The following is a 19,187-nucleotide window of genomic DNA, read 5'->3' as shown; positions in this document are numbered from 1 at the left end:
GCTCATGCCGTACTCTCCGCACCGCCTCGCCCTTGCCATCGCTCTGCTCGCCCCGGGCACGCCGATGTCGGCGGCCTTCGCCAAAGACCTGCAGATCGATACCGCCATCCAGGCGACGCAAAGCCTGAGCGATACCGATCGCCTGACGGTGAGCAAGGGTGGGAGCATCACGGCCAGTGCCGAGGCGATCAAGCTCAAGGGTTCGGCAGCGGGTACTGGCGTGGTTGTGGATAACTCGGGCCGGCTGATCTCCACTGCCGATCGAGCCATCGACAGCTCCAGTAGCGGCGCAGTGCGCAACTACACCCTGATCAATCGCGCGGGTGCGCTGATTCAAGGCTCGTCCGATGCCTTTCGCATCAAGGACGATTTCAGCCGTGGCGCCATCGTCATCGACAACAGTGGCACGCTGCGCTCGCTGAACAAGCGCGCTATCGATCTGGAAGCCCTGGAAAGCGCTGGCATCGCCACCACCCTCGACAACCGCGCCGGCGGGTTGATCCGCAGCGAAAAGAACGACGCGATGAAAACCGGCATCAATGCCACGATCATCAACCACGGCGAGATATCCACAGGCGACACCTTCAGCCTCGACGACAAGTACGACGGTATCGACGTGGCGGCCGCCACTGGCGTGTCCGTGTACAACCATGGCTTGATCAGCGGCGGCCGCCACGGCCTGACCACGGACGAAGGTGCGCTGCTGTACAACGAAGGCACGCTGATCGGCCGCAATGGCTCGGGCTACGGTTCGGACGGCAACGGCACGGTCATCAACCACGGCCTGATCTCCGGCGATGTGTCCGGCCTGCAGGCCGTGGGTGACGGCGACGGTGTGGACATCGACTACATCGGCCATATCGAGAACTACGGCACCATTCGCGGCACCGGTGCATCCGGTGCCAAGCCAGGCGATCCCCTCAATGCCAGCGAAGGCATCGCCATGGGCGGCGGTTATATGTTCAATGCGGCAGGCGCCACCATCAGCGGCGCCGACAATGCCATCCTGATCGACGATGGCAGCAATGGCTCGGCCCATGGCGCCGCCTATCTGGAGAACCATGGCAGCATCAGCGGGCTCAACGGCTTCGGCGTGCAGCTCAATGGCGCCTTCGCCGACACCGTCATAAACGCCGGCTCCATTGGCGGCAGCAATGGACAGGCCCTGCAAATGGGCGCAGGCGATGACCGTTTGACCGTACTTAGCGGTGGTCGCTTCAACGGTGTGGTCGACGGCGGCAGCGGCCGCGATCGTGTGATCCTGGAGGGCAACGCCGGCGGCAGTTTCGGCAACAGCCGCCACTTCGAAACCCTGGAAGTGCAGAGCGGCACCTGGACCCTCACCAGCATCGGCGACTTCAGCGCCGACAGTCGCATTGCCAACGGCGCCACGCTGATCAACCAGGGCAGTATTGCCGGCAACCTCAGCGTTGACCCGGGCGGCGTCTACGCCGGCGGTGGCGCAGTGGGCAACCTGCTCGTCAACGGCACCTTGTCGAGCAACAGCCAACTGGGCACTGCCTTGGTCAACGGCGACCTGACACTGGCACGCGGCGCAACCCTGGCGTATGGGGTGAACGCCGATGGCAGCAGTGCGCCGCTGCAGGTCGCAGGCGCGGCCAATCTCGACGGCGCCACCCTGGCCGTTGTCCCGAGCAGTGGCGAATACCCCTGGCAAAGCCGCTACACCGTGCTGCAGGCGGGCAGCGTGAACGGTCGCTTCGGTACGGTGACGAGCGACTACGCCTTTCTGACCCCGACCCTGAGCTACGGCGCGACCGCGGTCGACCTCGACTACACCCGCAACGACATCGCCTTCGCCGACTTCGCCAGCACCACCAATGGCGGCAATGCGGCCCGCAGCCTGGCTGCCGCAAGCAGCGGCACCTTGTACAACGCCCTGCTCGGCACCAGTACCGCCAGCGCAGGGGCGGCCATCGAGCAACTGGCTGGCAGCAGCAACGCCAACCTGGCTGCCGCAACCCTGGCCGGTACCACCCAGGTCGGCAGCAGCATGCTCTCGGCCATGCGCCAGATGGGCAGCGGCAGCGGCCTGCTGGTGGGCCTGGGCGCACAAGACACGCCGGTGCTGGCCGCCAGCGGCATACCCGACCAGGCCCTCAACCTCAACGACCCCAACGCACAGGGCCGTGTCTGGGTCCAGGCACTGGGCAGCTACGGCAAGCTCGATGGCGAACACGGCAGCGATGGCCTCGAACAACGGACTTCGGGCGCCCTGCTGGGCACCGACTGGGCACTGACCCCGGACTGGCGCGTGGGCCTGCTGGGTGGTTATTCGCGTACCGACCTGGACGCATCCGGCGTGGACGGCAAAATCGACAGCTGGCACGCAGGCATCTACGCCCTGCGCCAGAACGGTCCGCTGGCCCTGCGCCTAGGTGCGGCCTACAGCCAGCATGATGGCAACAGCAAGCGCAGTGTCGACTTCGCCGGCTTCAGTGATCGTTTGCGCGGCGACTACGACGCCGACAGCCAGCAAGCCTTCGCCGAACTGGGCTACGACCTGGGCAGCGGCCGGCTCAGCGCCGAACCGTTCGCCAACCTGGGCTACCAGCGCTACAGCCGCGACGGCTACCGCGAAAAAGGCGGAGCCGCCGCCCTCGCCGTGGACGCCCAGACACAGGAAAACTTCACCAGCACTTTCGGCGTGCGCCTGGCTCACTTGAGCCAACTGGACAACGGCATGAGCCTGACCCCGCGTGGCAGCCTGGGCTGGCGTCATGCCCATGGAGACGTCGACAACAGCACCCGGCAGGCGTTTGCCAGTGGTGGCAATGCGTTCAGTGTCGAAGGCAGCGCCCTGGACCGCGACAGCCTGATGGTCGAAGCCGGCCTGGACCTGGGTGTCAGTGCGCGGCAGAGCGTCGGCATCGGTTACACCGGCGAGCTGGGTAGCAACAGTCGCAACCATGCTGTGGTCGGCCAGTGGCAGATGCGCTTCTGATCAGTCTCGCGGCTGCCGGGTGGACAAAAAAAAAGGGGGCCACCCGGCCCCCAGAGGAAAACCTTGAAACCTGAGATCAGCCCTCGATCTCGATCAGTATTTCGCCGGGGTTCACGCGGTCGCCCTTGGCCACGTGGATCGCCGTGACCTTGCCTGCCACACCGGCCTGGACCTCGGTTTCCATCTTCATCGCCTCGGTGATCAACAGCGCCTGGCCGGCCTTGACCGAGTCACCCAGCTTGACCAGCACATCGACGATATTGCCGGGCATGGCGGTGCTGACATGGCCCGGTTCGCTGGCCTGCTTGCGTTTGCCGATACCGCTGCCGACGAACTCGTTCAACGGCTCGAACACCACCTCTTCAGGCATGCCGTCGATGGACAGGTAGAAGTGCCGCTTGCCTTCGGCCTTGACCCCGACACCGGTGATGTCGACTCGATAGCTTTCGCCGTGCACATCGATGACGAATTCGGTCGGTACCCCTTCACCGCTGCGCGCAACCTGCGCTCCGGCCTCGGGGATCGGCAGCAACACCTCGGGCACCAGCGTGCCGGCGGCACGCTCTTCGAGGAACTTGCGCCCGATGTCGGGGAACATCGCAAACGTCAGTACATCCTCCTCCGACTGGGCCAGCTCGCCGATGTCCTTGCGCAGCTTGTCCATCTCCGGCTTGAGCAGGTCGGCGGGACGTACGTCGATGACCTCCTCGCTGCCGATCGCCTGGCGCCGCAGTTGTTCGTTGACCTTGCCCGGCGCCTGGCCATAGCCGCCTTGCAGGTACAACTTCACTTCGTTGGTGATGGTCTTGTAGCGCTCGCCGGCCAACACGTTGAAGAATGCCTGGGTACCGACGATCTGCGAGGTGGGCGTGACCAGTGGCGGGAAGCCGAGGTCTTCGCGCACCTTGGGGATCTCGGCCAACACCTCGTTCATGCGGTTCAGCGCGCCCTGCTCCTTGAGCTGGTTGGCCAGGTTGGAAATCATCCCGCCCGGCACCTGGTTGACCTGCACGCGGGTATCGACCGCGGTGAATTCGCTTTCGAACTGGTGGTACTTCTTGCGCACGGCGTAGAAATACAGGCCGATTTCCTGCAGCAGTTCCAGGCTCAGGCCGGTATCGAATTCGCTGCCCTTGAGCGCCGCGACCATCGACTCGGTGCCCGGATGGCTGGTGCCCCAGGCGAAGCTCGAGATGGCGGTGTCGATGTGATCGGCGCCATTTTCCACGGCCTTGAGCTGGCACATCGCGGCCAGGCCTGCCGTGTCGTGGCTGTGGATGAACACCGGCAGCGACTGCTCGGCCTTCAACGCCCTGACCAGCTCGCCGGTCGCATAAGGTGTCAGCAAGCCGGCCATGTCCTTGATCGCTACCGAGTCGCAGCCCATGGCTTCCATCTGTTTGGCCTGGGCCACGAACGCGGCCACGGTATGCACCGGGCTGGTGGTATAGGCGATGGTGCCCTGGGCGTGTTTGCCGGCTGCCTTCACGGCCTCGATGGCCACGCGCAGGTTCCGCACGTCGTTCATGGCATCGAAGATGCGAAACACGTCGATACCGTTGTCGGCCGCCTTGGCCACGAAGGCCCGCACCACGTCATCGCTGTAATGCCGGTAGCCGAGCAGGTTCTGCCCGCGCAGGAGCATCTGCAGACGCGTGTTCGGCAGCGCCTCGCGCAGCTTGCGCAGGCGTTCCCACGGGTCTTCCTTGAGAAAGCGCACGCAGGCGTCGAAGGTGGCGCCGCCCCATACTTCCAGCGACCAGTAGCCCACCCGGTCGAGCTTGTCGCAGATAGGCAGCATGTCCTCGGTGCGCATGCGCGTTGCCAGCAAGGACTGGTGGGCGTCGCGCAGGATGGTGTCGGTAACGAATATTCGCTTGGAAACAGGCGTATTGGACATTGTTGTGTTCCTCACAGGCCGGCGTGGGCGGCGATGGCGGCGGCGATGGCCAGGGCCAGCTCTTCGGGTTTGCGCTTGATCGAGTACTGGGTCAGCTCGGGGTGGCTGTCGACGAAACTGGTGTTGAACTGGCCACTGCGAAACTCGGGGTTGCGCAGGATTTCCTGGTAGTACGCCGCAGTGGTCTTGATGCCTTGCAGGCGCATGTCATCCAGCGCACGCAGGCCGCGGTCCATGGCCTCCTCCCAGGTCAGCGCCCAGACCACCAGCTTCAGGCACATGGAATCGTAGAACGGCGGAATGGTGTAGCCGGTATAGATCGCCGTGTCGGTGCGTACGCCCGGCCCACCAGGCGCGTAATAGCGGGTGATCTTGCCGAAGCTGGGCAGGAAATTGTTCTTCGGATCCTCGGCATTGATGCGGAACTGCAGGGCAAAGCCGCGGTGCACGATGTCTTCCTGCTTTACCGAAAGAGCCAGCCCCGAGGCGATGCGGATCTGTTCACGGACGATGTCGATGCCGGTGATTTCCTCGGTGATGGTGTGTTCGACCTGCACCCGGGTGTTCATCTCCATGAAATACACCTCGCCCTCGGCGAGCAGGAATTCCACGGTGCCGGCGTTCTCGTAACCCACCGCCTTGGCCGCTCGCACCGACAGGTCGCCGATGTAGGCGCGCTGCTCGGGGGTCAGCTGCGGGCTGGGCGCGATCTCGATGAGCTTCTGGTTGCGCCGCTGAATCGAGCAGTCGCGCTCGAACAGGTGCACCACATTGCCGAAGCTGTCACCCAGAATCTGTGCTTCGATGTGCTTGGGATTGACGATGCATTTTTCCAGGAACACTTCGGCCGAACCGAAAGCCTTGGTCGCTTCGGAAATCACCCGCGGGAACGCCTGCTCCAGCTCCTCGCGGCTGTTGCAGCGACGAATGCCGCGCCCGCCGCCACCGGAAGTGGCCTTGAGCATGACCGGATAGCCGATGCGTTCGCCCTCCTCCAGCGCTTCGCGGATGTCGGCCACGTTGCCCTCGGTGCCGGGCGTGACCGGCACGCCCGCCTTGATCATGCTGCGCCGGGCTTCGGTCTTGTCACCCATGCGGCGGATGACTTCGGCAGACGGGCCGATGAACTTCACCCCTCGCTCGGCGCAGATATCCGCCAGCTCGGCGTTCTCGGAAAGAAAGCCATAGCCTGGATGCAGGGCATCACAGCCGGTTTCCACCGCCAGGTTCACCAGCTTGCGTGGGTTCAGGTAACCGGCCAGGGGCTCGGCACCGATGCTGTGGGCTTCGTCGGCGCGCTTGACGTGCAGCGCATGACGATCGGCTTCGGAGTAGATCGCGACCGAACGAATGCCCATTTCGGCGCAGGCTCGTACGATACGTACGGCAATCTCACCTCGGTTGGCGATCAGGATCTTTTTTATCACTTGGAATTTCCTCGACCGATGAATCCATTCGGGTCGGTGCGTGGCCGACCCTTTGGGTAACCAGTTGTTTCCTGGTTGCCCCTGCAAGCTAGCGCGGCATGAGGATTAATAAAAATAAATCTTTGTTGGGTTACATATTAGTAAAAGCTTATATTTGAGGAACTGCCCACCGCACATCGGATTGAGAAATGCGTAAGTCATTGATGCGCCTGACGTTGCGTCAGCTGCAAGTGTTCAACGAAGTGTGCGACCTGCGCTCCTACAGCCGCGCGGCAGAAGAAATGTCGCTGACTCAACCGGCAGTCAGCTTGCAGATTCGTCAGCTGGAAGAGCTGGTGGGCCAGCCCTTATTCGACTATGTGGGCAAGAAGCTCTACCTGACCGAGGCAGCGCAAGCGCTGCAGGCCGCCAGCCGGGATATCTTCGGCCGCCTGGAAAACCTCGACATGCAGCTGTCCGACCTGCAGGGCTCGCTGCAGGGGCAACTCAAGCTGGCGGTCGAATCCAGTGCCAAATATTTCACGCCACACCTGTTCGCCGCCTTCCGCACGCTGCATCCGGAAGTCAATCTGCAGCTCACGGTGGTCAACCGTGCGCAGGTCATTCGCCGTTTGAGTGACAACCGCGACGACGTGACCATCATGTCGATGGTGCCGCAGGACATGGGGCTGGACTTCATGCCCTTCCTCAACAATCCGATCGTGGCGGTGGCTCCGCCCGAGCACCCGCTGTGCCAGCAGGAACGGGTGAACCTGCAGGACCTGCAAGCCTATACGTTGCTGGTACGCGAACAGGGTTCGGGCACACGACGAGCGTGCGAGGAATATTTCAAGGAGAAGCGCGTGCATTTTGCGCAGACGCTGGAAGTGTCTTCCGCCGAGGCTCAGCGCGAATGCGTGATTGCGGGGCTGGGGCTGGCACTGCTGACACGCCACGCCGTCGCCAGGGAGTTATCCACAGGCACGTTGTGCGAATTGCGTGTGGAAGAGCTGCCGTTGCAGCGCAGTTGGTGCGTGGTGCAGGCCAAGGCACGGCGTCAGTCGCCGGTGGCGTTGGCCTTTGCCGCATTCATCCGCGCCGAACGTGCACAGATCACGGCGCTGGTCGAGCGCTTTGCCGGGAACCCGTCGATGCCGCCTGCCAGTAATTGAGCTCGGCATCGTCGCCGATTTCCTGGAGCAAACGACGCTGCTCGGAATAGCTCTCGATCGCGCGGCGAAACTCCATGCGGCGCTGATCTTCCTGCTGACGTTTGGTACGGGTCGCGCTGTTGCCCTGCGGTTGCGAGCCATCGAAGTAACGAGCCATTGCGTGTCTCCCAGTTCGAGTTCGGGAGTACAGGGTGGCGTGGCTATGTGAAGGTTTGGCGACGAGGCGGTGAACATCGGGTTAAACCGCAGCGGTCGCTCAGTCCTCGTGAGCCTCGTGGGCCTTCAACGACTTGGGCGACAGGCGCAGGCTGCGCAGACTGCGCTTGACGCTCTTCAAGTGGTTGACCAGGTCTGGGCCGCGGGCCATTGCCACGCCCATGGCCAGTACGTCGATCACCACCAGGTGGGCGATGCGGGAGGCCAGCGGGGTGTAGATCTCGGTGTCTTCATGCACGTCGACCGCCAGGTTGACCGTCGCCAGTTCCGCCAGCGGCGTCTGCCCCGGGCACAGCGAAATCAGGGTGGCGCCGGTTTCACGCACCAGGTTGGCGGTGATCAGCAGGTCCTTCGAGCGCCCGGATTGGGAGATGCACACGGCCACGTCGGTCGGCTTCAGTGTCACTGCCGACATGGCCTGCATGTGCGGGTCCGAGTACGCCGCCGCCGTCAGCAGCAGACGGAAGAACTTGTGCTGGGCATCGGCGGCCACTGCGCCGGATGCGCCGAACCCGTAGAACTCGACCCGCTGCGCGGTGACCATGGCGCTGATCGCCCGCTGCAAGGCCTCGGGGTCAAGCTTCTCACGCACCTCCATCAGGGTGTGCAGGGTGGTGTCGAAGATTTTCAGGCTGTAGTCGGCCACCGAGTCGTCTTCGTGGATGGCGAACTGACCGAAACTCGCCCCCGCCGCCAGGCTTTGCGCCAGCTTGAGTTTGAGGTCCTGAAAACCGGTGCAGCCGATCGCCCGGCAGAAACGCACGATGGTCGGCTCGCTGATGCCCACGCTGTGCGCCAGGTCGGCCATGGAGCTGTGCATCACCGCCGCAGGGTCCAGCAGCACATGCTCGGCAACCTTGAGTTCGGATTTGCGCAGCAGGTGGCGAGACTGGTCGATGTGTTGCAGCAGGTTCAAGGGACAGCTTCCGCTAAAGGGGTCGAAGGGCCGGGATGTAGCTAGTCTGCAGTTATACTACAGGCCTCTGTGATCGCCCAGTTAAACGTCTCAGCAAGGATGATCGGCCGCCAATCCGGCCCTTTGCGAATGTCATCGGTACCCATGAGTCTCACCTGCGCGTACCCCGGCCCAGGCTAGGGGTGGTCACCGGTACGCGCCGACACGTCGGTGACCAGAACGATGGTCTGGTGAACTTCACCTCGGGCATTTCGCACGCCGATCAGTTGTAGCCATTGACCATACTGCTCCCCATTCAGTCGCGTCTCGGTCAGCGCTCCCTGCCATGAACCCTCGACGTCCATGGCATGCCGAATCGACGCCTCGCACCTGCGCGCATCGCGACTGCAAGGCAGTTGCCACCAGGATCGCCCGCAGAGTTGATCCGCAGCCAGCCCGGTAATACGGCTGAATGCCGGATTCGACGTCAGTACTTTGCAATGAGCATCGAGCACCAGGATGCCATCGCTGGAATGGTCGAACACCAACCCCGCCAGCTCCAACTGGCCGCTCAGGGCGATGTCGTGGCTGGCGTCGCGGCGGGTGCCGACCATGCGCAGGACACTGCCATCCGCCGCACGCTCCACGGCCCGACCGTGGTCTTCGATCCACAACCAGTGGCCTTCATGGTGGCGGATCCGGTACTGCACCAGGTAGTCGTCGCTGCGACCCTTGAGGTGGTCGATCATGGCGCGCTTCACCCGCGGCACGTCCTCCGGGTGCATGCGCGGGCGCAGTTGCTTGAGCATTGCCTGCATGAATTCCGGCTCCAGGCCGAACAGCTCCTTGAGTTGGGTGTGATAGACCTCGTCTGTGCTCAGGTTCCAGTCCCACAGGCCCAAACCGCTCGCCTCCAACGCCAGGGCCAGACGCTGCTCGCTCTTGCCCAGCGCCTGGTTGGCCTGATCCAGTTCACGACTGCGCTGCTGCACGCGATTTTCCAGCTCCGCATGGGCTTGAGCCAATTGCTGCTGGGCCTCGCGGCGCTGGCCAACTTCGGTGGTCAGGGCCTGGTTCAGGCGCTCGCTGCGGCTTTGCGCCAACTGCAGGGTCTCGATCAGCTCCTGGTTGCGAAAGCGCCGCAACAGGCTGCGGTTGGTCAGGCGATTGACCTGCCAGGCGACCACCAGCAATGCCCCCAGGAAAATCAGCCCGAACCAGCCCCAGCCGCGCTGGGCGCCGTCGTTCCATACGAACAGGTAGGCGGTGGGCGGCAGCAGGCACGGCAAGGTATAGGCAAGAAAGCCCGGCAGGCTGACCGCGTAGGCCACGCTGGCCGACAGCGTCGCCGCGCCGAGCAGGCCGAACACCCAGGCCTGTTGGATGAGGTTGTCTTCGGACACCAGCATGATGGCCGCCGCCGCCAGGGTCGCGCCGCTGACGGCCGAGCCGAGGATGAACATGCGCCGCCAGTGGGCCTGGGCCTGCCGGTCCGGCATGGCCGCATCGAACGCCGCCACCTGGATGACCCGTCCGGCCACCAGCAGCAACAGCCACAGCAACCCGATGCTGACCCCCAGGTAATGCTGCGGAGTCCATAGCAGCCAGGCGCACAGGCCGCCGTTGAGCAGCATCAGCAAGGTCGGCAGCAACGAGCCCTGGTACAGCAGGCGCGTGCGCTCGGCGGCCAGTTGCGCGGCGTAGCGCTCCTGCAGGGCCTGCTGCTCCAGGGGCGAGTCCAGCGGGTTGGGGTTCGGCGTCATGGGCAATGTGCTTGTCGTGAGGTGCCATCCGTCGAGCCAGAATACACAAGCACAGGCGGCGCACTTGCACCTTATGTCCGACTCTGCAGGTATTTATCCAAAGACGCGCAACTCTTGTTTGCCCCAACTCCATCGCGCACCCTAAAATGCCCGGATGCGCGATGACCTCTCCCTTCTGCTGAACTCCCTCAACGATGCCCAACGCCAGGCCGTAGCGGCCTCCGTCGGCCGTCAGTTGGTCCTGGCCGGTGCTGGTTCCGGTAAAACCCGAGTGCTGGTGCACCGTATCGCCTGGCTGATCCAGGTCGAAAACGCCTCGCCGCACTCGCTGCTGTCGGTGACGTTCACCAACAAGGCGGCCGCCGAGATGCGCCAGCGCATCGAGCAGCTGATGGGCATCAACCCGGCCGGCATGTGGGTCGGCACCTTCCACGGCCTGGCCCATCGCCTGCTGCGCGCGCACTGGCAGGAAGCTGGCTTGAACCAGAACTTCCAGATCCTCGACAGCGACGACCAGCAGCGCCTGGTCAAGCGGGTCATGCGCGAGCTGGGCCTGGACGAGCAGAAGTGGCCGGTGCGCCAGGCGCAGTGGTTCATCAACGGGCAGAAGGACGAGGGCTTGCGCCCGCAGCACATCCAGACCGGTGGCGACCTGTTCCTGGCGACCATGCGCTCGATCTACGAAGCGTACGAGGCGGCCTGCGCGCGGGCGGGGGTGATCGACTTCTCCGAACTGCTGCTGCGCGCCCTCGACCTGTGGCGCGACAACCCTGGCTTGCTGGCGCACTATCAGCGCCGTTTCCGCCATGTGCTGGTCGACGAATTCCAGGACACCAACGCCGTGCAGTACGCCTGGCTGCGGTTGCTGGCACAAGGTGGCGACAGCCTGATGGTGGTAGGCGACGACGACCAGTCGATCTACGGCTGGCGCGGCGCCAAGATCGAAAACATTCACCAGTATTCCGCCGACTTCCCTGATTCGCAGCTGATTCGTCTGGAACAGAACTACCGCTCCACCGCCGGCATCCTCAAGGCCGCCAACGCCCTGATCGCCAACAACAGCGGGCGTCTGGGCAAGGAGCTGTGGACCGATGGCGGCGATGGCGAGCCGATCAGCCTGTACGCCGCGTTCAACGAACACGACGAGGCGCGCTATGTGGTCGAAACCATCGAGAGCGCGCTCAAGACAGGCCTGGCGCGCAGCGACATCGCTATTCTCTACCGTTCCAACGCCCAGTCGCGGGTGCTGGAAGAGGCGCTGTTGCGCGAGCGTATCCCTTATCGCATCTATGGCGGGCAGCGCTTCTTCGAACGCGCCGAAATCAAGAACGCCATGGCGTACCTGCGCCTGCTCGAAGGGCGCGGCAACGATGCCGCCCTGGAGCGGGTGATCAACGTCCCGCCACGCGGCCTGGGCGAGAAGACCGTCGAAGCCATCCGTCAGCATGCCCGTCATGCCGAAGTGTCGATGTGGGAAGCCGGCCGCCAACTGGTGGCCAACAAGGGCCTGACCGGGCGTGCCGCCAATGCCCTGGGCGCGTTCATCGAGCTGATCGAGAACCTCGCCGCCAAGGTCATGCAGATGCCGTTGCACCTGATGACCCAGACGGTCATCGAGCAGTCCGGCCTGATCATCTACCACCAGGAAGAAAAGGGCGAAAAAGGCCAGGCACGGGTGGAAAACCTCGAGGAACTGGTCAGCGCTGCGCGCAACTTCGAAAACGGCGAGGCAGAAGCCGACCTGACGCCGCTGGCGGCATTCCTGGGCCATGCCTCGCTCGAGGCCGGCGACACCCAGGCCGAGGAGCACGAGGACAGCGTGCAGCTGATGACCCTGCACAGCGCCAAGGGCCTGGAGTTTCCCTACGTGTTCCTGGTGGGCATGGAAGAAGGCCTGTTCCCGCACAAGATGAGCCTGGAAGAGCCTGGCCGTCTCGAGGAAGAGCGTCGCCTGGCCTATGTCGGCATCACCCGGGCCATGCAGCAGCTGGTCATGACCTACGCCGAAACGCGCCGCCTCTACGGCAGCGAGACCTACAACAAGGTGTCGCGCTTCGTGCGCGAGGTGCCCGCCGGGCTGATCCAGGAAGTGCGCCTGTCCAACAGCGTGAGTCGTCCTTTCGGCGGTGGCCAGGCGCAGAACTCGAGCAGCCTGTTCGGTGCGGCTAACATTCCGGAAACCCAGTTCAACCTGGGCCAGCGCGTGCAGCATTCGGTGTTTGGCGAGGGTGTGATCCTCAACTTCGAAGGCTCCGGCGCGCAGGCGCGAGTGCAGGTCAACTTCGCCGAGGGCAGCAAGTGGTTGATGCTGGGGTACGCGAAGCTCGAGCCAGTGTAGCCACTGGCTGCAGGGTTTTGTCGCGGTGCCCGGCGGCCGCGAAGAAGCCGACACGGCCTTTCCAGGGAGCAACGAATTTTCCTACGCCGTGCTTCGCATTTACGCAAAAGCTCGAAACATGTTGTCACTAGCTATGTACAGCACACCTGTGCAACATGACTCGCGTGCAATCCACCTAACGGAATGAACCTATGCAACGTTTTCTCAGCATGGCCCTGGCCCTGTGCATCGGCCTGACCATGAGCCTCGATGCCAGTGCCAAACGCTTCGGCGGCGGCAAGAGCATGGGCGCAGCCCCGACTCACCAGACTCGCCAGGCCGCGCCCACCACCCCAGGTGCCGCAGCAGCCGTCCCAGGCCGTGCAGCCCCAGCCGCCAGCGGTGCCTCGCGCTGGTTGGGTCCTCTGGCCGGCCTCGCCGCCGGTGGCCTGCTGGCGTCCATGTTCATGGGCGATGGTTTCCAGGGCATGCAGATCTTCGACTTCCTGATCATGGCGGTCATCGCCTTCCTGATCTTCCGCTTCATCGCCGCTCGCCGTCGCAAGCAGCAGCAGGGCCCGCAAATGGCCGGCGCCGGTGCTCCGTACCAGCGTGAAGCGATCGACCAGGCACCTGCCCAACCGTCGATCTTCGGTGGCGCCAGCGGTGCTTCCGCAGCCCGTCCGGTGATCAACGCGCCGGCCTGGTTCAACGAAGAAAGCTTCCTGAACGCAGCCCGCAGCCACTTCCAGTCGCTGCAGCAGCACTGGGACGCCAACGAGATGGACAAGATCGCCGAGTTCGTCACGCCGCAGATGCTGCAATCATTGAAGCAGGAACGTGCCGAGCTGGGTGATGGCTTCCAGTCCACCTACATCGACGATCTGCAAGTGCAGCTGGAAGGTGTCGACGACCGCGCCGAGAAAACCATCGCTACCCTGACATTCGTCGGCGTATCGAAGACCTCGCGCTTCGACAAGGGCGAACCCTTCAGCGAAAGCTGGAACATGGAACGCGCCCAGGGCGAAAATCAGCCTTGGCTGGTCGCGGGTATCCGCCAGAACTGATACACGTCACGCTTTGCAAAGCCCCGGCCCTGGTCGGGGCTTTTGCATTTTGAACGTTGCATCCATTTCCAGCTAAGGTATAAACCGCAGCGCGTATTCTGGTCAGAGGAAAACATCGTGGAAGAAGTGATCGAGCAGCTCCGAGAAGCCAATGAACCGGTACCGGTTCCCCTGGAACTGCCAGACGAAGACCTGCTGGTCGAGATCGAAGAGCAGTTGTTCATCAATATTCCGTTTGTCTTCAAGGAGTATCTGCTCACCGTCAGCGACGTCGTGTATGGCAGCCTGGAACCGGTCACCGTGACCGACCCGCAATCGCATACGTATCTGCCGGAGGTCGCCGCCAGCGCCTGGGACATCGGCGTACCACGCGAGCTGATCCCGATCTGTCAGGACGGCGAGGACTACTACTGTGTCGAAGAAGACGGCACCGTGGTGCTGTGGTCGGGCGAGGAAGAGCTGGTGACCGAGGAAAGCTGGGAGTCGGTCTGGCACTGGGTACGAGACGTCTGGCTGGAAAGCTGATCGGTAGAGGCAGGTGTGACCTTTTCACAGCTCGACGGCGCGCCGCCAACCCTGTGGGAGCGGGTTCTACCCGCGAAAAGGCCAAACCTGCCTACCCAAATTCAATGCTCGACGTTGTTATCCAGGGTTTCCAGCAAAGCCACCTGCATCCGCGTATGCACGCGAATGAACCAGCGCCACAACACGGCCACCACTGCAGCTGCAACCACCGCAATCAACAGCAGTAATTCCATGGTCGGCAATATGCTCGCTGACAGTGCCGCCAGCAGCACGAAAATCACCAGCAGCGACAGCAGCGGAATGACTTCGGCGATGACGCGCCGCACCCGCTGGGTATGCCTGCCAGCCATTTCAGGCTTCACCCCCATTTCCGCCAGCAGCATCGACAGTGCCTTGAGCTTGCGATAGGCGGCGATCAAAAACGGCAGCGACAGCAGCAACGCTGCGCCCCAGATCAACGCCTTCTGCCCGCCTGGCTCGGCCACCCAAGTCGTCAGGTGACCGCCGATACGTTCGGCAAAATAGGCGCCGGCCAGAAAGATGCCGATCACCAGTGCCAGGTTGACCCCTACCTGCAGGAGGATCTTGCGGATCATCGATGCCAGCATGGCGCCCTGCCCGCGCGGCTGGATGCTGCGCAGCCATTCCCCGTACATGCCCAGCACGCGTGCGACACGTTGCGGCACGATAGCGCCGAGGCGATGCGACAAGGGATCGGCTGCCCGGATCAGGTACGGCGTGGACAGCGTGGTCAGCACCGACACGGCCACGGCAACGGGATAGAGAAAATCGCTGGTGACCTGCAGGGTCATGCCCAGCGCGGCGATGATGAACGAGAACTCGCCGATCTGCGACAAGCCCATGCCCACCCGCAGCGATGTCTTGCCATCGTTGCCGGCAATGAATGCGCCCAGCCCGCAAGAGACGATCTTGCCGAGCACCACGGCCACGGTGATGACTGCAATCGGCCAGGCATAGTCGAGCAGGATGGCGGGGTCGAGCATAAGGCCGATGGCGACGAAGAAGATCGCGCTGAACATGTCGCGGATGGGTTCGATCAGACGCTCGATCTTCAGCAATTGCCGCGATTCGGCCATGATCGCCCCGATCAGGAAAGCCCCGAGCACCATGCTGTATTCAAGCTTGACCACCAGCAGGCAAAAGCCGAAGCACAGGCCCAGCACGGTCACCAGCAGCATCTCGTTGCTTTCGAAGGTGGCCACATAGGCCAGCAGTCGGGGCACCACCAGGATGCCTACGACCAGGGCAATGACCATGAACAGCGAGAGCTTGCCGACCGTCGAGAACACCTCGCCCGAACTGACCGCGCCGCTGACGGCAATCCCCGACAGCAGGGCGATGATACCGATACCTAGAATATCCTCGACGATCAGCACGCCGAAGATCAACTGGGCGAAGCGCTCGTTCTTCATCTTCAGGTCGTTGAGCGCCTTGACGATGATGGTGGTCGAGGAAATGGCCAGGATAGCCCCGAGGAACAGCGAGTCCATGGTGCCCCAATCGAACCAGCGGCCGATTTCGTAGCCGATCCAGATCATCAGCACGATTTCCAGGAACGCAGCGATAAAGGCCGTGGCACCGACCTTGAACAGTTTGCGCAGGCTGAATTCCAGGCCCAGGCTGAACATCAGAAAGATCACGCCCAGTTCGGCCAGGGTCTTGATGGTGTCTTCGTCGTGGATCAAGCCGAACGGCGGCGTATGGGGGCCGATGATGAAGCCGGCAACGATGTAGCCCAGCACCACGGGTTGCCGTAGCCGGTGAAACAGAATCGTCACCACGCCGGCTACCAGCATGATCACCGCCAGGTCCTGGATAAAACTGATGGCATGCACGGTGATAGCCTCCATTGCTATTCAGAATTGCTGTACCAATTGTTTCAGAAAGGCAGATTAACACCGGCCATTGCAGGCGAACGTCGGTGCAATATGCGGAAACAGATCGCCGCTATGCCCTGCGTAATGGCACGATAGACGTGACGGCGCCCGTCCGTTCGGCGTCCGCTTCTGGATGCAACTCTTTGAAAGCGGCAAACGCCAATATAGGCGACGCCCCTGCACTTCTGCCAACCAACCGTGAGTTCACTATGGAACCTGGAAACGCCCAGCTGTCGATGACGGTGCTGATGACCCCCGACATGGCCAATTTTTCCGGCAATGTGCACGGAGGAACGCTGCTCAAATACCTCGACGAAGTGGCATACGCCTGCGCCAGCCGCTATGCCGGCCGGTATGTGGTGACCTTGTCGGTGGATCAGGTGATCTTCCGCGAGCCGGTGCATGTCGGCGAACTGGTGACGTTCCTGGCTTCGGTCAATTACACCGGCAATACTTCGATGGAAGTGGGCATCAAGGTGGTCACCGAGAACATCCGCGAACGCTCCGTGCGCCACACCAACAGCTGTTTCTTCACCATGGTGGCAGTGGATGACCAGCGCAAGCCGGCCAGCGTACCGCCCCTGCAGCCGCAGGATGCCGAAGGCACGCGGCGCTTCATCCAGGCACAGCAACGTCGACAGATTCGCCAGGAGCTGGAAAAGCGCTACCGCGATCTCAAGGACGAGCCGATTTAAAGCGCCACGGCGTCGAAACGCAGGCGCGGGTGCACGATGCGGTCCTGGGCACGTACCAGTTCCAGCTCGTAGCTGGCACAGGCCTGGGTTTCCAGCAGTACTTCATGCACCGCCGCCGCAGTGAATTCGAAAGCGGCCAGCCAATCATCGCCCAGCAGCAGCCGGGCGAGGAACAAGCCACTGGTCAGGTCACCCACACCGACCGGTTGGCGCGGAAACGCCAGCAGCGGACGACGCAGGTGCCAGCTGCCCGCGGCAGTGACCAGAAGCATTTCGAAGTCTTCGGCCGATTTGCCCGGATAGGCCAGGTGCTTGACCAGCACCGCCTTGGGCCCGCGCGCCAGCAACGCCCGCGCCATGGCCACGCAGTCCGGCAGGGATTGGGCCTTGCGCCCGCTGAAGCTGTCGAGCTCCAGCTGGTTGGGACACAGTACGTCGGCAGCGGCAACGGCTTCATCGAGCAGAAAGTCGCTGACCTCGGCCGGCACCACGCAGCCTTTTTCCGCATGCCCCATCACCGGGTCGCACAGATACAGGGCCTTGGGATTGGCCGCCTTGACCCGACGTACCACGCCCAGGATCGCTCGCCCCTGCGCGGCGCTGCCCAGATAGCCACTGAGCACGGCATCGCAGTTGCCCAATTCGCCAATCGTCGCAATCCCTTCGACCAGTGCGGGAATGTGTTGCGGCGCCAACACTTCTCCCGTCCACTGGCCATACTGAGTGTGATTGGAAAACTGCACCGTATTCAGTGGCCAGACCTTGACCCCCACCCGCTGCATCGGAAAAACCGCCGCGCTGTTGCCGGCGTGGCCGAACACGACATGGGACTGGATGGCGAGCAGGTGTGGTGTACGTTTCATGCAAGGATTCCGGACCGGTGACAGGACTTCATGGCGCGCAGTATCGCGCGAAATGCAGCCTGTACGACAGACCGGAGACACAGTTAAGCTGCGAGCAACCGGTTGGAGCGCACTTCGATGTTGACCCTTGGCAATATGTTCATCCTGATGTTGATGGCCGCAGGTGCGGCTTGGCTGTGGCACAACCATGGCCTGCGTGAAAAAGCCCTGGCGCGGGTCAAGCAGCATTGCAGCAAGCTCGATCTGGAACTGCTCGACGACAACGTGGCCTTCAAGCGTTTTTCCTGGCTGGCCGATGCCAACGGCCGCAAGCGTCTGGCGCGTGTGTACAACTTCGAATTCACGGTGACCGGCGAGCAGCGCCATGCAGGCATCGCCACCCAATTCGGGCCACACGCGGTGCAGATCGAGCTGGCGCCCTACCCGTTCGAAGTGAAAACCGCGACCAGTGCCGAAGTCATCGAGATGAGTCAGTGGCGTCAGGAACACAAGCGCTGGCGTCCCTGAGCGACGTCAGCGCTGCGATGGGTCGTCCACGCGTGCCTGCTGCAAGTTATCCTGAAGAGCGGCTGCGTCCTGCGGCGTATCGAATATCAGCTCCAAACGTGAATCACGACGCCATTCACTGGTTTTCCACTGCACCGACTGCCCCGCCAGCAGGTTGCTCGAAAACCATCCATTCGGGCTGTGGATAACCAGCTTGGCCCGTCGCCAAGACCAAGGGGCCAATGCGCGCTCCACTGCTGGCAAATCGAACTGCGTTCGGGCTTGCCATCGCCAGCCGATGCTCCAACCATCGCGGTGATCCTGCACCTGGCATTGCGGCTGGGACTTATCCACCCAGATTTCACCCATGGCTTGCGGGGGCTCCCTCAGCCTGTCCACAACCAGTGGCGCTGAATTATCCACAAGGGGTAATTGCTCGAACCGCACCTGATCGACATCGAGCCACAGCAGTCGGTCTGTGGGTAACCCTGAAGTTATGCACACTCCTGGCGTCGGCTTTGCCTTGTTCATGATCACCAAGCCTGCCACTTCAGCGGCTTCGCGCTGTGCAGCTGGCAGCGCGACGCCTTTCGCAAGGGTCAGCGCGTCGAGCACCATCACCAGCGGTTGCACCGCCAGAACGCCGCGCCAGGGCGCTTTGCTCAGTTGCGAAAGGATCTGCAAAGGATGACCCAGGCCCGAGGGTTCGATGAACAGGCGATCCGGCCGGGCTTTGCGTAGCAGGCGGCCCAGGCCGATCTGAAACGGCGCACCGTTCACGCAGCACAGACATCCTCCGGCGATTTCGCCGATTGCGATACCATCATCGGTGGTGGCAAGCAGCGCGGCGTCGATGCCCACCAGGCCGAATTCGTTGATCAGCACGGCCCAACGCTGGTTTGTCGGCTTGCACGCCAGCAGACGACGAATCAGGCTGGTCTTGCCGGCGCCCAAGGGGCCTGCGATGACATGGGTGGGGATGTTCTGCAGCATGGTCGGATATCTATGGAGGTTGAGCG

Annotated in this window: 14 protein-coding genes and 1 pseudogene; 7 read left to right on the top strand and 8 right to left on the bottom strand. The window is 62.9% G+C overall.

Annotated features, from left to right (window positions below; genetic code table 11):
- Window positions 1–4 precede the first annotated feature (4 nt).
- A complete protein-coding gene (locus tag IFT80_RS15200) occupies window positions 5–2,965 on the top strand; it encodes an autotransporter family protein (protein ID WP_192137819.1) in 2,961 nt (986 codons plus the stop codon).
- Between the two features lie 76 nt (window positions 2,966–3,041).
- Here the strand turns inward: IFT80_RS15200 and oadA are convergent, their stop codons facing one another.
- Window positions 3,042–4,865, bottom strand: a complete 1,824-nt coding sequence (gene oadA / locus IFT80_RS15195; protein WP_185794645.1) for a sodium-extruding oxaloacetate decarboxylase subunit alpha — start codon at window positions 4,863–4,865, stop codon at window positions 3,042–3,044.
- A gap of 11 nt (window positions 4,866–4,876) precedes the next feature.
- A complete protein-coding gene (locus IFT80_RS15190) occupies window positions 4,877–6,292 on the bottom strand; it encodes an acetyl-CoA carboxylase biotin carboxylase subunit (protein WP_122480004.1) in 1,416 nt (471 codons plus the stop codon).
- 188 nt (window positions 6,293–6,480) lie between these two features.
- Here IFT80_RS15190 and IFT80_RS15185 point away from each other — a divergent pair, with 188 nt between their 5' ends.
- Window positions 6,481–7,443 carry a LysR family transcriptional regulator gene (locus IFT80_RS15185; protein WP_192137818.1) on the top strand — a complete coding sequence of 321 codons (963 nt, stop codon included), beginning with the start codon at window positions 6,481–6,483 and terminating at the stop codon, window positions 7,441–7,443.
- On the opposite strand, the gene IFT80_RS15180 is transcribed toward IFT80_RS15185, so the two are convergent.
- The 3 genes and pseudogenes from IFT80_RS15180 to IFT80_RS15170 all read right to left on the bottom strand — a co-directional run.
- Entirely contained in the window at window positions 7,385–7,600 is a 216-nt protein-coding gene (locus tag IFT80_RS15180; RefSeq protein ID WP_192059308.1) for a PA3496 family putative envelope integrity protein, read from the bottom strand. The genes IFT80_RS15185 and IFT80_RS15180 overlap by 59 nt on opposite strands.
- A 99-nt stretch (window positions 7,601–7,699) precedes the next feature.
- Window positions 7,700–8,575: a transcriptional regulator HexR gene (hexR, locus tag IFT80_RS15175; protein WP_122480007.1), complete on the bottom strand. Its 876-nt coding sequence runs from the start codon at window positions 8,573–8,575 to the stop codon at window positions 7,700–7,702.
- Between the two features lie 194 nt (window positions 8,576–8,769).
- Window positions 8,770–10,317 (bottom strand): annotated as a pseudogene (locus IFT80_RS15170) (PAS domain-containing protein); the annotation flags it as partial.
- A gap of 154 nt (window positions 10,318–10,471) precedes the next feature.
- On the opposite strand from IFT80_RS15170, the gene uvrD reads away from it, so the two are divergent.
- From uvrD to IFT80_RS15155, 3 genes are all read left to right on the top strand, one after another.
- Window positions 10,472–12,655 carry a DNA helicase II gene (uvrD, locus tag IFT80_RS15165; protein ID WP_192137816.1) on the top strand — a complete coding sequence of 728 codons (2,184 nt, stop codon included), beginning with the start codon at window positions 10,472–10,474 and terminating at the stop codon, window positions 12,653–12,655.
- A gap of 191 nt (window positions 12,656–12,846) precedes the next feature.
- A complete protein-coding gene (locus IFT80_RS15160) occupies window positions 12,847–13,701 on the top strand; it encodes a Tim44 domain-containing protein (protein WP_122480010.1) in 855 nt (284 codons plus the stop codon).
- A 117-nt stretch (window positions 13,702–13,818) separates the two neighbouring features.
- Window positions 13,819–14,226 (top strand): SMI1/KNR4 family protein, encoded by a 408-nt coding sequence (locus IFT80_RS15155; protein WP_122480011.1) that lies wholly within the window; start codon window positions 13,819–13,821, stop codon window positions 14,224–14,226.
- 101 nt (window positions 14,227–14,327) lie between these two features.
- Here the strand turns inward: IFT80_RS15155 and IFT80_RS15150 are convergent, their stop codons facing one another.
- The gene (locus IFT80_RS15150; RefSeq protein ID WP_122480134.1) at window positions 14,328–16,082 is read right to left on the bottom strand and encodes a cation:proton antiporter domain-containing protein; all 1,755 of its coding nucleotides are present in this window, start codon (window positions 16,080–16,082) and stop codon (window positions 14,328–14,330) included.
- Window positions 16,083–16,333: 251 nt separating this feature from the next.
- On the opposite strand from IFT80_RS15150, the gene IFT80_RS15145 reads away from it, so the two are divergent.
- Entirely contained in the window at window positions 16,334–16,819 is a 486-nt protein-coding gene (locus IFT80_RS15145; RefSeq protein WP_122480012.1) for an acyl-CoA thioesterase, read from the top strand.
- Here the strand turns inward: IFT80_RS15145 and pdxY are convergent.
- The gene (pdxY, locus tag IFT80_RS15140) at window positions 16,816–17,682 is read right to left on the bottom strand and encodes a pyridoxal kinase PdxY (protein ID WP_192137815.1); all 867 of its coding nucleotides are present in this window, start codon (window positions 17,680–17,682) and stop codon (window positions 16,816–16,818) included. The genes IFT80_RS15145 and pdxY overlap by 4 nt on opposite strands.
- A 117-nt stretch (window positions 17,683–17,799) precedes the next feature.
- Here pdxY and IFT80_RS15135 point away from each other — a divergent pair, with 117 nt between their 5' ends.
- Complete coding sequence (locus tag IFT80_RS15135) at window positions 17,800–18,189, top strand: DUF3301 domain-containing protein (RefSeq protein WP_192137814.1); 390 nt, start codon at window positions 17,800–17,802, stop codon at window positions 18,187–18,189.
- 6 nt (window positions 18,190–18,195) lie between these two features.
- Here the strand turns inward: IFT80_RS15135 and IFT80_RS15130 are convergent, their stop codons facing one another.
- Window positions 18,196–19,161: a CobW family GTP-binding protein gene (locus IFT80_RS15130; protein WP_192137813.1), complete on the bottom strand. Its 966-nt coding sequence runs from the start codon at window positions 19,159–19,161 to the stop codon at window positions 18,196–18,198.
- Window positions 19,162–19,187 lie beyond the last annotated feature (26 nt).

It is taken from the genome of Pseudomonas sp. CFBP 8771, from assembly GCF_014841695.1.
Classification (GTDB): Bacteria; Pseudomonadota; Gammaproteobacteria; order Pseudomonadales; family Pseudomonadaceae; genus Aquipseudomonas; species Aquipseudomonas baltica.
This window is presented reverse-complemented; position numbering and strand designations above follow the sequence as displayed.